The organism is Catenulispora rubra (assembly GCF_015356825.1).
In the GTDB taxonomy this organism is placed as follows: Bacteria; Actinomycetota; Actinomycetes; order Streptomycetales; family Catenulisporaceae; genus Catenulispora; species Catenulispora rubra.
In genome coordinates, this window is record NZ_JAACYW010000062.1 from 1 (window position 1) to 12,793 (window position 12,793).

Sequence of the window (12,793 nt, forward strand, 5' to 3'; positions counted from 1 at the left end):
CCCCAGAACCCCTCCCACCCGGGGCCGCGCACGCCGCACCCCCTGGCCGGCCACGGTCGCAGCCCTCTGCGAATCCCGGTCCGAGTCCGCTTCGGCTTCCTGATCCCGGCCGCGATCGTGCTGGCCGCGATCATCATCTGGCCGGCCGTCGACTCGGTCTGGCTGAGCCTGCACAACGCCGACGGCTCCAAGTGGGTCGGGCTGCACAACTACCACACGCTGTTCACCGACTCCGCGACGCTCACCGCGCTGAAGAACAACGTCATCTGGGTGGTCTGCGCACCGACCGTGGCCTGCGCGCTGGGCCTGATGTTCGCCCTGATGGCCGAGAAGATCCGCTGGTCGACCGCGTTCAAGGCGGTCATCTTCATGCCGATGGCGATCTCGTTCCTGGCGGCCGGCGTGATCTTCGAGCTGGTCTACCAGCAGGACCCGAACCAGGGCGTGGCCAACGCCGTGGCGGTGGGCGTGCACGACACCTTCGCGCCGTCCTCGAAGTACCCCGGCGCGCACCCGCGGCCGACTTCCGCCAAGCCGGGCACGGCCGGGTCGTTCACCTCGGTGCAGACCTTCCAGGCCGGCACCGTCGCGCCGCTGCCGCTGGTCGGGATCCAGGCCGCGGGCCTGCCGGGCAAGGCGGCGCAGGCCGCGGCGCCCGCCGCCGAGCCGGCCCCGGACCAGATCGAGGGCACCGTCTGGCTGGACCTCATCTACGGCGGCGGCGGGACGCCGAACCACATCGACGCCGGGAAGAAGGGCATGCCCGGGGTCTCGGTCAAGGCGGTCGACGCCGCGACCGGGAAGACCGCCGGATCGGCCTCGGCCCACAACGACGGCACCTTCACCATCAAGGGCCTGAAACCCGGCGGCACCTATCGGCTGGAGCTGCCGGGCAGCAACTTCGCGGAGCCGTATCGAGGGATCCAGTGGCTGGGCCCGTCTCTGGTGACACCGGCGATCATCGCCTCGTATCTGTGGATCTGGGCCGGGTTCGCGATGGTGTTGATCGCCGCCGGACTGGCCTCGATACCCCGGGAGCTGCAGGAAGCCGCACGGGTCGACGGAGCCAACGACAGACAGGTGTTCTGGCGCATCACGGTGCCGCTGCTGGCGCCGGTGCTGTTGGTGGTGATGGTCACCCAGATCATCAATGTCCTGAAAGTCTTCGACCTGGTCTACGTCATCGCGCCGGGCTCCACGCTGCCCAACGCGAACGTGCTCGCCGTGCAGATGTGGAACGTGTCCTTCGGCGGCGGTGCGGACCAGGGTCTGGGCAGCGCGATCGGGGTGTTCCTGTACGTGCTGGTGCTGCCGGCCATGTACTTCAACATCCGTCGGCTGCGTAACGAGAGGAAGGAGGGGCGATGAGCGTCACGCGTCCCGTCGCAGTGCCCGGCCAGGTCCCGGTCGGCACCCGCATCGCCAAGCGCCTCAGCGGCGGTGCGGTGTACCTCATCGTGCTGGCCGTCGGCGTCGTCTGGCTGATCCCGACGCTGGGGCTGTTCATCAGCTCCCTGCGCAAGGCCTCCGACATCAGCAGCAGCGGCTGGTGGACGGTGTTCACGCACCCGGCGCAGATCACCTTCAAGGACTACACGAACCTGTTCGCCAACAAGGGCATCATCCAGTCGCTGTGGAACACGGTGATGATCACCGTGCCGGCCACGGTGCTGGTGGTGTTCCTCGGCGCGCTGGCCGCGTACGCCTTCGCCTGGATCGACTTCCGCGGCCGGGACTGGCTGTTCGTGGTGGTGGTGGGGCTGATGGTGGTGCCGATCCAGGTGGCGCTGCTGCCGGTGGCCGCGCTGTACCGCAACCTCCACCTGTTCGGCACGATCCTCGGCGTGGTGATGTTCCACGTCGGGTTCGGCCTGCCGTTCGCCATCTACCTCCTGCGCAACTTCTTCGCGGCGATCCCGCGCGAGCTGCTGGAGGCCACCCGCATGGAGGGCGGCAGCGAGTGGACGATCTTCCGCAAGGTGATCGTGCCGCTGGGCCTGCCGGCCATCGCCTCGCTGGCCATCTTCCAGTTCCTGTGGGTGTGGAACGACCTGCTGGTGGCGCTGGTCTTCTCGAACGCGAAGACGCAGCCGCTGACCGTGGCGCTGCAGTCCAACATGCGCCAGTTCGGCAGCAACATCGACATCCTGGCGCCGGGCGCGTTCCTGTCGCTGTCGGTACCGCTCGTCGTGTTCTTCGCTTTCCAGAGATACTTCGTCCAAGGACTCATGGCCGGCTCGGTCAAGGGCTAGCGACACCAGGCGACGAAAGAAAATAGGAGAGCGCGCGACCGTGGCGGACGTCCGTTTCCTCGACGCCACGAGGGTGTTCCACGGGGCGTGGCGGCCCGCCGTCGACGGCGTCAGCATGGACGTCCGCGACGGCGAGCTCCTCGTCCTCACCGGCCCCTCCGGCAGCGGCAAGAGCACTCTGCTGCGCATGCTCGCGGGGCTGGAGCCGATGGACCGCGGCAGCGTGCTGATCGGTGGCAAGGACATCGGGCGCACCGCGCCGGACAAGCGCGGCGTCTCGATGATCTTCCAGGGCTTCGCGCTGTTCCCGAACCAGACCATCCGCGAGAACATCGCGCTGCCGCTGACGATGCGCAAGAACTCGGTGAAGTCGGCGGCGGCGCGGGTGCAGCAGGTCGCGGAGCTCTGCGGCGTCGCGGACCACCTGAACAGCAAACCGGACTCGGTGGGCTACGACGTCCGCCAGCGCACGACCATGGCCCGCGCGATCGTCCGCCGTCCGGACGTGGTCTGCCTGGACGAGCCGCTGGCCGGATCGGGCGTCCCGCTGATGATGCGCGGCCGGTCGCCGATCGCGGCCTTGCAGCGCGAGCTGGGGATCACCACGCTGTACGCGACGTGCAGCTCGGTGGACGCCTGGTCGATCGCGGACCGGATCGCGGTCCTGGACAGCGGCCGGGTGCAGCAGGTGGGCACGCCGACGGAGGTCTTCAGCAGGCCGGCGACCATCGCAGTGGCCCAGTTCCTCGGCGAGCCGGGCATGAACCTGGTGACGGCGGTCGCCGCCGACGGCGTGGCGCGGCTCGGCGGCCTCGCGGTGGGGCTGAGCTCGGCGCAGGCCTCGGCGCTGACCGGCAGCCGGGTGGTGATCGGGATCCGGCCGGAGGACCTGTCGATCGGGGCCGAGGCGGACGGTGTCCGCGCGACCGCGGTGCTGGTCCGGGACACCGGCCGCGACTACCTCGTGACGGCTCGGACGGTGGTCGACGGCGAGGAGAGCGATCTCGTGATCCGGCACGGCGGAGGACCGGTGCCGGCGAAGGGCGAGAGCGTGGTTCTCGGGGTGCGGTCCGGGGCGGCGCTGCACTTGTTCGATGCGGGGAGCGGGGCTCGGTTGCCGGATTGAGGGGGCGCGCGAGGGCCGGTAGTTGTCGGCTCGGTGGGCCGACTCAACAGATAAGCGCCCTGTCTTGATCACCGTTCGGTAACACCCGCAACGCCGCACGAACCGCAGCCCGTTCTAACCTGCGTGACCGCACCCCGCCTCCTGCTTCGTCGGGCCGTGTACCAGCGCGGCATGCTCGGGGCGGCGGTGGCGGTGGTGCGAGCCGTCCCATTGCTGTGGTCGGTGCCGATCACGGCGGCCCGGCGGCGGCGCGGGACGCTGTCCTTCGTCGCCGCCGCGCTGGCCGGACGCCGGGTCCGGGTGCCGGCCGCGCCGCTGGCGGGTCTGGTGGTGGCCACCGCCGCTGCGACGTTCGCCGCGCGCGTCGAGGCGATCCCCGATCCCGCGACGATCGTGCTCGACCACGGCGCCGAGGTGTCGCTGCCGGCCGGGATCGCCGCCGAGGCCGCCGCCGCGGATCTGCCGACCGCGTCGGTGATCGCCGGTGAATACGGGCCCGGATACGTCGTGCTGCCCGCCGACCGGATGGGCGCCAAGGCGCTGCAGCCGGACGCGGTGTGGATCACCGGACACCCGGATGTCAAAGCCCTGTGTTCGTCGCCCGGGGTCCGGCCCTCCTTCCCGTTCGGCTCCTACGCGCAGGTTTCGGCCGCCGGATACGCCGACGGCCGCACCTCCGCCGCGCACGCCGTGCTGCGCATGGCCGAGCTGCTGACGGTCGGATTCGGTGTGCTGTGCCTCGTGCAGACGACGGCCGGGAGCCGGAGGGCGGCCCATGACAGTGCTCTGCTGCTTCGAGTCCTAGGTCTTTCTGAAACAGGGGGCCGGCTGCTGGGTCCCGCCGTTACGCTGCCGCTGTCGATCCTGGCGGCCGCCGGGGGTCTGGCGACCGGGGCGGCGCTCGCGCCGCTGCTCGGCGACCAGGTTCCGGGCGCGCCGAACGACGGGTGGCTGGTACCCGTCATCGGCGTGGTCGCCCTGTGCGTGGTCGGCGGGGTCGGGCTGGAGGCCGCACCGCGGCCCCGGCAACAGGTCTCGGTGCGCCTGCGGGCTGCCGAGTTCGAATGACAGATCTTCCGGGGGGAAGGAGCAGCGATGCTGCGGCTGTGAGACAGAGCCTTGCGATGATTCTTCGATGACGGCCGGGCCCCGGCGCCGCGATCGGCGTGGATCGCGGCGCCAGGGCCCGGGGTCAGACTTCGTCGGCGAGCATCCCCGGCAGTTGGTCCAGGCCGGTGAGATAGAAGTCCGTCTTGGCCACCAGATCGGGGTCGTCCCCGTGGACGGTGCCCCAGGGGCCGCGGCGGATGAAGGCGGTGCGCAGTCCCGCGCCCCAGGCCGGGCGCAGGTCGTTGTCGAGGCGGTCGCCGACGTACAGGACGCTTCCGGCGCCGCGCAGCGGGCCGCGTCCCTCGGCGCGCGAGACGGTGTCGCAGACTTCGACGACCTTGGCGAAGAACGCGGGATCGGGTTTCTCCAGGTCGCCCCACATGCCGGAGGTGGTCACCAGGTGCACCGGCAGGTCGAGCGACTCCAGGATGCGGTGGGACGCCGTGGTCTGGTTCGCGGCTATCAGGACCAGATAGCCGGCCTCCTTCAGGGCGGCCAGGGTGGGGCGCGCGTCCGGGTACAGATCGCGCTCGCCGTAGCCCTCGGGGCGGCCCGCGAGGGTCCGCGCCCGGCGCTCGGCGGCGAGGTCGAAGCCCGGCCGGAAGTACTCGAAGGCCTCCAGGTGCGGCCGGCCCGCGGCGATGACGGCGCCGAAGACGGCCGAGAAGGTGTGGCGCGGGACGCCCAGCCAGTCGGCCCAGTTGTGGTACTCGATGCTCTCGTCCACGAGCGTCTCCCCGACGTCGAAGACGACCGCGTCGATGGTGCGTGACATGCCCGGGATGTGCATGCTCAGGCTTCCTCTCACGGGACGCTGCGTCAGCGTCAGACAGCTCCCCATTCCAAGCAGTGCCCGAGGGACGGCGATGGCAGTGACGATCGCGATTGTAGAGAAAGTCTTTGAGTTAGGTGGCTCCGCTATCGGAAAGTCATGCCAACGGGTTACGGCGTAGGGGTGGCGTGAACGGGTTTCCGGGGACCGGATGCCCGTGCTTCGCCGGGCCTAACGTGCCGCGACGGCATCGGCGGCGCCGGCACGATCGACACCGACCCGGTCGGCCGCCGCGCGATCGGCGGCGGCGTCCAGGGCGGCGTCCAGAGCCAGCGCCACCCAGATCACCCCGAGATGCGTGAACGCCTGCGGGTAGTTCCCCAACTGCTGGCCGTCCGGCGTCAGCTCCTCGGCGAACAGGCCGGTGGGCCCGGCGTGGTCGAGGAAGTCCTGGAACAGCTTCTGCGCCTGCTCGACCGCGCCGCTGCGGGCCAGTGCCGTGTAGTAGAGCATCGTGCACAGGTCGAAGCTCGCCTCGTCGCCCTCCATGCCGTCGCTGAACTCGCCGAGGTGGTAGCGGTGGCACAGGCCGTCGTGGACCAGGCCGCGCTCGATCGCGGACAGCGTGGTGCGCCAGCGCTCGTCGTCGGCGGACGTGAAGCCGACGACCGGCATGAACAGGATCGAGGCGTCCAGCGCGCCGTCGCCGTAGCTCTGCACGTAAGCCTGCTGAGTCTCGTCCCAGCCCCGGGTGCGGATCTCGCCGGCGATCGAGTGCGCCATCACGGCCCACATGCCGGCGTTCTCATGCGTCGGCGCGATGCGCAGGCCGTACTCGAAGGCGGCCCAGCACATCAGCCGGCTGTAGGTGAAGTCGCGCCGGCCGCCGCGGGTCTCCCAGATGCCCTCGTCCGGCCGGGCCCAGTGCTCGACCAGCCAGTCCAGCAGCTTGCCGACCGCGGCCTGCCCCTCGGGGCCGTGCAGGTGGTCGGTGTCGGCCAGCGAGTAGAGGAGCTCGCCGTAGATGTCGAGCTGGAGCTGCTCGACCGCGCCGTTGCCGATGCGGACCGGCGAGGAGCCGCGGTAGCCCTCCCAGTGCGGCAGCTCCTCCTCGACGAGGTCCGTGGTGCCGTCCACGCGGTACATGATGTCCAGCGGTTCGCCCAGCGGGTTCGGGCCCTCGGCCAGGCGGTCGGTGACCCAGCGCGCGAAGGCCTCGGCCTCTTCCTGGAAACCGAGGTCGGACAGTGCGCGGGCGGAGAAGGAGCCGTCGCGGACCCAGGTGTAGCGGTAGTCCCAGTTGCGCGCGCCGCCGATCTCCTCCGGCAGCGCGGTCGTGGCCGCCGCCAGGAAGGCGCCGGTCGGCGCGTACGTCAGCAGCTTGAGGGTGATCGCCGAGCGGTGCACGGTGTCGGCCCAGCGGCCGCGGTAGGTGCTGCGCGCGAGCCAGCCGTGCCAGAAGATGAGCGCCTCCTCCAGGGCGCGCTCCACATCGGCCGCGACGTCGGGCTGCCAGTCGTCCGGCTCGTCGAGGTCGGTGGCCAGTACGAACGCCGCGGCCTCGCCGGGGCCGAGCAGGACCTCGGCGACCGCGGCGCCGGAGTCGTCGGCGAGGGCCAGCGGCGCCGACGACAGCAGGCTCACCGTGCGGTCCAGGCTGGAGAAGACCACGGCCTGCGTGGCGCCGCGCTGCAGCAGCCGGACCCGGTCGCCGACGGAGCGCGCGTAGTCGAAGCGCGGCAGGCAGTTCACGGAGAACTGGACGTCCCCGGCCACCGCGCGCACGATCCGGTACAGGACCGTCTCGGCCGGGGTCTGCGCGTCCCGGGCCTCGTCCGGCACCATGAAGTCGACGACCTCGCCGACGCTGCCGTCGGCGGTCTCGAACCGCGTCACCAGCACCGCGCTGCGCGGCACGTAGGACTGGCTCGACGTCGCGCCCTCGACCCAGATCCGGAACGCCCCGCCCCGCTCGCGGTCCAGCACCGCGCCGAACACGCTCGGCGCGTCGAACCGTCCCGGACAGAACCAGTCCACGGTGCCGTCGCCGGCCACCAGCGCGCAAGTCCGCAGGTCACCGATCAGACCGTGGTCGTCGATCGCGGGGTAGGGGAGCGTGGTCGAGGTCATGCGCAGACCCTACATTCCCGCGCGCCCCGCCTTGGACACGTTCCACGGCGGGGCTCGGAGCGGTGGTTTTCAGGGCAGGGACCGCAGTGCCGGCGAGCTCAGTGCGGCAGCGCGCTCCCGGCGATCCACTGGCTCCAGCTCAGGTTCCAGTCGCCGAAGCCGTTGTCGGCACGCACGGTGTCCTTGGAGTTCACGACCGTCACCGGGTCGCCGGGGATCACCTGGGTGAAGAACCACTGCGCGTCCGAGGTCGACATGCCGATGCAGCCGTGGCTGCCGTTGACGTTGCCGAACTTGCCGACGTTCCAGGGCGCGGCGTGCACGAACGTCCCCGAGGGCGTCAGCCGCACGTCCCAGTACACGTCCGGGATGTCGTACGCGTTCACCCCGAAGATGCCGACGGTCGAGGAGTTCATGCTGATGTCCTGGTCCTTCTCCAGGACCACCATCGTGCCGTTCCAGGTCTCGAAGCCGGGCTTGCCGGAGCTGGTGAGCAGCGTCGTGGTCTTGCCGCCGGTGGTCACCGTCATCCGATGCGTGTTGGCGTCCATCGTCGCGGTCAGGGCCCGGCCGACGGTGAAGGTGACGTCCCGGTTCTGCCTGCCGTACAGGCTGCCGCTCTTCACGCCGTCCAGGCGCATGTGCAGCGTCACCTTGGTCCCCGGCGCCCAGTACCACGGCGGGCGGTAGTCCACGCGCTGCGAGCCGAACCAGTGCCAGGAGCCTGCGACCGGCGGGCTGGTGGTCACCGTCAGCTGCTTCTCCACCGCGGCCCGGTCTGTGATCGGCTTGTCGAACGTTATGGACACCGGCTGCGCGATGCCGTACGTCGTGTTGGGGTCCGGTGTGTAAGTGCCCGCATAGGTGTTGTCCGGGGTGCCGGTCGTGAACTGCGAGGTCGTGGTCTGCTGCTTGCCGTCCTCGCCGACCGCGACCGCGGTGACCTTGTAGGTGTGGCCGATCCCGACCGGGTTCGCCGACGTCCACGAGGCGCCCGAGGAGTCCAGGGTGCCGTCCACGGCGTTGCCGCCGGACAGCTGCGCGGTGACCGACGTCAGCTTCCCGTTGGCAACACTCACCGAGATCTGCGACGAGGGGTCCACGTCGGAGGAGTTCGCCGCGGGTTTGATCACCACGAGTGCCGGGGAGGTGTTGGCCGGGGCCGAGCTCGACGGGGCGCTCGACCCAGAGCTCTGTGACGGGCTACTGCCCGAAGCCGCTGATGACGAGGGCGACGATCCGTTCGCCACCGGAGCCACCGTCGCCGTCTTCGCCGAGTTCCCGCCCCCGCCACAAGCGGCGGTCAGCCCTGCGACGGCCACCGCGACGGCCAGCTTGTGCAGTCTGCGCATAATCGCCTCCCGTGCTCGATCCTATAACTGGCTGATACCAATGGCACCGCAGCCTGCTGGTGAACCGTTAGGTTTTCCTTAACCGGAGCAGATGCACAGGAGAAGGCAAAGCAGGGGCTCGTCGGGCGGGCTCGAAACACGCTACAGATCCAAAGGGGGCTCCTGGATGACGATCGCCACACCTCATGCGCCGACCCAGGTCCTGGCCACACAGGCGGGCCCGGCACCGGCCGGGCCGGGCGGGCCGAACGGGCCGAACGGACCGGCCAAGACGGCGGGGCAGCGCACGGATCGCAGACTGGGGCGGATCCGCACCGCGCTGGCCGCCGGGGCGCTGGTGTTCGGTGCGGTCGGGATCATCGGGGTCCAGGTGCGCGCCGACGGGGCCGACGACGCCAAGTCGCACAGCGGCGTCATGATCCAGCAGGCTGAAGTGCTCTACCACAGCCTCTCGGACGCCGACGCCACCTCGACCACCATGTACCTGCACGTCGGCGAGGCGCCGGTCGACTTGCTGAACACGTACAACACGGACCTGCAGAAGGCGCAGGGCGCGCTGCTGACGGCGACCGCCGAGGCCGGCGGCGACACCGCGGCGATGAAGGCGCTCAACGAGATCGCCACGCAGCTGCCGCAGTACGTCAAGCTGAACGCCACCGCGGCGGCGAACAACCTGCTCGGCTACCCGGTCGGATTCCGGTACCTGCTTCAGGCCTCGAACCTGATGCAGGGCACCGCCGGCCCGGCGGGCAGCCCGCCGACCGGGATCCTGCCGTGGGCCCAGGCGCTCACCGACACCGAGGCGAAGAACCTGGCCTCGGCGGAGAGCACGGCCACGCAGTTCCCGGTACTGATGATCGCGGCCGGCGTCCTGATGCTGGCGGCTCTCGTGCTGGTGCAGACGCGCGAGTCGCGGCGGACGAACCGGCTGTTCAACGTCGGCCTGCTCGGCGCCACGGCCGCGCTGGTGGTGTCCTTCGCCTGGGCCGGGGTCGACATGACGGTGCAGAACAGCCATGAGAACGACGCCAGGACCCGCGGCTCGGATCAGGTGAGCGCGCTGGCCACGGCCCGCATCCTGTCCCTGCAGGCGCGCACCGACGAGATGCTGACGCTGGTCGGCCGGGGCACCGCGGACGACAAGGAGACCGACTACGCGGGCGTGACCGCCGCGGACGGCTCGCACGTCCCGGGCACCGAGGAGGCGCTGGCCACCGAGCTGCAGAACGCCTCCCGGCTCGCGACCGACGAGGACGGCCGGAAGCTGGCGGGCCTCGCGGCGTCCGACGAGAGCGCCTGGCACACCCAGCACCAGGCCCTGCGGGCCTCGGACGCGCAGAACCAGTACCAGAAGGCGGTGGACTCTGCGCTGGGCCAGCACGACTTCGTCGCGCCGAAGCCCAGCGCCGCGGCGTCGTTCACCGCGCTCCAGGGCGACCTGGACCAGGCCATCAAGCACGCCGAGGCCTCCTTCCAGGCCGAGGCCTCCGACGGCGCGGGCGCGCTGGCCGGACTGGAGATCGGGCTCGGGGTACTGGCTTTGGCGATGGCGGCGGCGGTGGTCCGGGGGCTGGGCCGCCGGATCGCGGAATACCACTGAGGGGGCGGGGATGACCGGGACGGACGGAAAGCGGACCATCAGGGTCCGGACATGGGCGGCCGCGGCGGCCGTCGCGGCGGTCGGACTCACGGCCGCGTGCAGCACTTCGTCGAGCAAGGGTGCCTCGGGCAGCGTCATGGTGCCCCGGGCCGGGCAGGGCATCGGCCCGGGCGGCGTCCCCAGCGCCGCGCCGTTCACGCCGAAGCCCTGCGGGCCGGAGGCCACCGCCGCGACCGTGAACCCGCTGCCGGGCCCGAACGACCAGGTGGCGCCGGGCGGCACCCTGGACAAGATCCGCAAGCGCGGGTTCCTGATCGCCGGCATCGACCTGAACACCGAGCTGTTCGGCTACGACCCGAAGCACGACAACAACCCTCAGGGCTTCGACGTCGACATCGCCCGGGCGATGGCGCGCGCCATCTTCGGCTCCGACGGCCACATCCAGTTCCGCGTGGTCACCCTCGGGGACCCCAAGACCGGTGAGTACGCGCAGCTGCACGCCGGCAACGTCGACCTGGTCGTGCAGACCACGACGATCACCTGCGCGCGGATGCAGAGCCCGACGCCGATGAACTTCTCCAACCCCTACTACACCGCGGAGCTGAAGCTCCTGATGCCGCTCGGCGACGACGGCAAGGCCCAGTCCGCGTCCCTGGCCGGCCTGAAGGGTGTCAAGACCGCCGACGGCTCCCAGGTGAAGGTGTGCGCGACGCTCAAGTCCACGTCGGCGGCCCAGATCGAGCAGGTGCTGGGCAAGGCGGGTACTTTCGCCGCCCCGAACGCCCTGGACTGCCTCGCAGACCTGCAACAAGGTCTGGTCGGCGCGATCTACACCGACGACGCCCTCCTGCGGGGCATGGAGAGCCAGGATCCACACGTCAAGATGACCACCGCTCCGCCCGAGGAAGAACAGCCATACGGCATCGTCACGAACCATCCGGACAGCGGCACGAACGATCTGACCCCGTTCGTGAACGCCGCCCTGGCGAACCTGATCCAGGACTCCGGTCCGAACGGCTGGCGCTCACTGTTTGCAAATGATTTGGGTTCCCATCCCACATCCCTCCCGCAGATTCCCCAGCACTATCCTCTGGGTAGCTGAGCTGATGGGACGGGCAGGGGATTCCAGTCAGACGGGCATGGGGGGAGCAAGAGCACGACCGTGACGACCATGTGGACCCGGCAGGCGATCGACGCCGCGATCGACCGCCGCGCCCAGGAGCGCTCGGGGGTGTCGGCGGGCCTGCTGGAACTGGACGACCACCCGGGCCGGCGGCTGCTGGACGGCGCCCAGCTGACCGGCGCCACGGCGCAGGCCTGGGCGCAGGCCTCGGCCGAGCTGGCCGGGCTGTGGACCGTGTTCGAGGCGTACCAGCAGGTGCTGGACCGGGTCGTGTTGATGCGCGGCGGCCCCAAGACCCGGCTGGGCGACCGGGAGCTGGCGGCCATGGCCGATCTGCTCACCGGCCGCTCGGTGGCCCTGCCCCGGCAGGCCGTGCCGTTCGAGCGGCGCGGGCTGCTGGATCCGGCCAGCACCCAGGACCTGCTCACCCTGGACGAGGCCGTGGAGTCCATGACCCGGACCTACGACCTGGTCAAGAAGGTCGCGGTCGACGCCGAGAACGCGTGGAACCGGCTGCTGGAGCCGCTGGACGAGCTCCAGGCCAAGGCCCGCGCCGCGCGCGCCGCCGCCGACCGGGTGGGAGTCAGCGCCGATCCGGTCTTCCACCGGCTGGCCGGGATCGAGGCCCAGACCTCGGACCTGCGGCGCCGGGCGCTGTCCGACCCGCTCGGCACCGCGGCCGGCGGCGGGGCCGCCACCCCGGCCCGGGTGGCGCGCCTGCTCGCCGACCTGGCCGGCGTGCAGACCGAACTGGAGCAGGCGCTGGCCGCCCGCGAGGAGTTCGACCAGCGGCTGGCCGGGGTGCAGGACGTCATCGTGCTGATCGCCCGGGCCGAGGCCGAGGCCGAACGGATCCGCGGCGAGGTGCGGGAGAAGATCGCCAGGGCGAAGCTGCCGCCGGCCTCGGAGGCTGCCGAGCACCTGCGCACCAAGGTCGCCGACCTCCAGCGGGAACGTTCCGGACAGTCCTGGACGTTGCTCGGCCGGAACCTGTCGGCACTGGAGAAGAACAGCCGCGTGATCCTGGAGAACGCGCAGAAGCGGGTCGGGCAGATCCGGGCTCCGCTGGACCGCCGGGACGAACTGCGGGGGCTGCTGGAGGCCTACCGGGCGCGCGCCGCCCGGCACGGGATCTCCGAGAGCCCGGCGCTGGCCGCCGCGCACGCGCTGGCGCGGGACCTGCTGTGGTCCGCGCCGTGCGACCTGGCCGGTGCCGAGGCCGCGGTCCGCCACTACCAGGCAGCGGTCGGCGCCGCGCTGCCGAGCATGTCATAGGTCTGGTGTCCACTGATGACGAGAGCTGATCGGGCTGAGGCGGGGGACCAGGC

10 protein-coding genes are annotated in these 12,793 nt (G+C 70.9%); 7 read left to right on the top strand and 3 right to left on the bottom strand.

Going from position 1 to position 12,793, the window contains the following annotated elements; all coding sequences use genetic code 11:
* The 4 genes from GWK61_RS19230 to GWK61_RS19245 all read left to right on the top strand — a co-directional run.
* On the top strand, positions 1–1,368 hold a 1,368-nt coding region (locus GWK61_RS19230), incomplete at its 5' end, for an ABC transporter permease subunit (RefSeq protein WP_228562564.1).
* Positions 1,365–2,252, top strand: coding sequence for a carbohydrate ABC transporter permease (locus GWK61_RS19235; RefSeq protein ID WP_194909939.1), 888 nt, complete (start codon positions 1,365–1,367; stop codon positions 2,250–2,252). The genes GWK61_RS19230 and GWK61_RS19235, both read left to right, overlap by 4 nt.
* A gap of 40 nt (positions 2,253–2,292) precedes the next feature.
* Positions 2,293–3,378, top strand: a complete 1,086-nt coding sequence (locus GWK61_RS19240; RefSeq protein WP_194909941.1) for an ABC transporter ATP-binding protein — start codon at positions 2,293–2,295, stop codon at positions 3,376–3,378.
* A 123-nt stretch (positions 3,379–3,501) separates the two neighbouring features.
* Complete coding sequence (locus GWK61_RS19245) at positions 3,502–4,446, top strand: hypothetical protein (RefSeq protein WP_194909942.1); 945 nt, start codon at positions 3,502–3,504, stop codon at positions 4,444–4,446.
* 124 nt (positions 4,447–4,570) lie between these two features.
* Here GWK61_RS19245 and GWK61_RS19250 read toward each other — a convergent pair whose 3' ends face one another.
* From GWK61_RS19250 to GWK61_RS19260, 3 genes are all read right to left on the bottom strand, one after another.
* Positions 4,571–5,278: an HAD family hydrolase gene (locus tag GWK61_RS19250; RefSeq protein WP_194909944.1), complete on the bottom strand. Its 708-nt coding sequence runs from the start codon at positions 5,276–5,278 to the stop codon at positions 4,571–4,573.
* A 213-nt stretch (positions 5,279–5,491) separates the two neighbouring features.
* Positions 5,492–7,390: a glycoside hydrolase family 15 protein gene (locus GWK61_RS19255; RefSeq protein ID WP_194909946.1), complete on the bottom strand. Its 1,899-nt coding sequence runs from the start codon at positions 7,388–7,390 to the stop codon at positions 5,492–5,494.
* A 98-nt stretch (positions 7,391–7,488) separates the two neighbouring features.
* A complete protein-coding gene (locus GWK61_RS19260; protein ID WP_194909948.1) occupies positions 7,489–8,742 on the bottom strand; it encodes a L,D-transpeptidase in 1,254 nt (417 codons plus the stop codon).
* Between the two features lie 166 nt (positions 8,743–8,908).
* On the opposite strand from GWK61_RS19260, the gene GWK61_RS19265 reads away from it, so the two are divergent.
* From GWK61_RS19265 to GWK61_RS19275, 3 genes are read left to right on the top strand one after another with little or no spacing between them, the layout of a single operon-like run.
* Positions 8,909–10,342, top strand: coding sequence for a GlnX family signal transduction membrane protein (locus GWK61_RS19265; protein ID WP_194909950.1), 1,434 nt, complete (start codon positions 8,909–8,911; stop codon positions 10,340–10,342).
* Between the two features lie 10 nt (positions 10,343–10,352).
* A complete protein-coding gene (locus tag GWK61_RS19270) occupies positions 10,353–11,444 on the top strand; it encodes a glutamate ABC transporter substrate-binding protein (protein WP_194909952.1) in 1,092 nt (363 codons plus the stop codon).
* A gap of 60 nt (positions 11,445–11,504) precedes the next feature.
* Complete coding sequence (locus GWK61_RS19275; RefSeq protein ID WP_194909954.1) at positions 11,505–12,740, top strand: hypothetical protein; 1,236 nt, start codon at positions 11,505–11,507, stop codon at positions 12,738–12,740.
* Positions 12,741–12,793 lie beyond the last annotated feature (53 nt).

Bases quoted from the DNA above. Each gene is read 5' to 3' on its own strand.
- GWK61_RS19265 (WP_194909950.1), top strand. From the start codon at position 8,909: ATGACGATCGCCACACCTCATGCGCCGACCCAGGTCCTGGCCACACAG.
- GWK61_RS19255 (WP_194909946.1), bottom strand. From the start codon at position 7,390: ATGACCTCGACCACGCTCCCCTACCCCGCGATCGACGACCACGGTCTG.
- GWK61_RS19260 (WP_194909948.1), bottom strand. From the start codon at position 8,742: ATGCGCAGACTGCACAAGCTGGCCGTCGCGGTGGCCGTCGCAGGGCTG.
- GWK61_RS19270 (WP_194909952.1), top strand. From the start codon at position 10,353: ATGACCGGGACGGACGGAAAGCGGACCATCAGGGTCCGGACATGGGCG.
- GWK61_RS19250 (WP_194909944.1), bottom strand. From the start codon at position 5,278: ATGCACATCCCGGGCATGTCACGCACCATCGACGCGGTCGTCTTCGAC.
- GWK61_RS19235 (WP_194909939.1), top strand. From the start codon at position 1,365: ATGAGCGTCACGCGTCCCGTCGCAGTGCCCGGCCAGGTCCCGGTCGGC.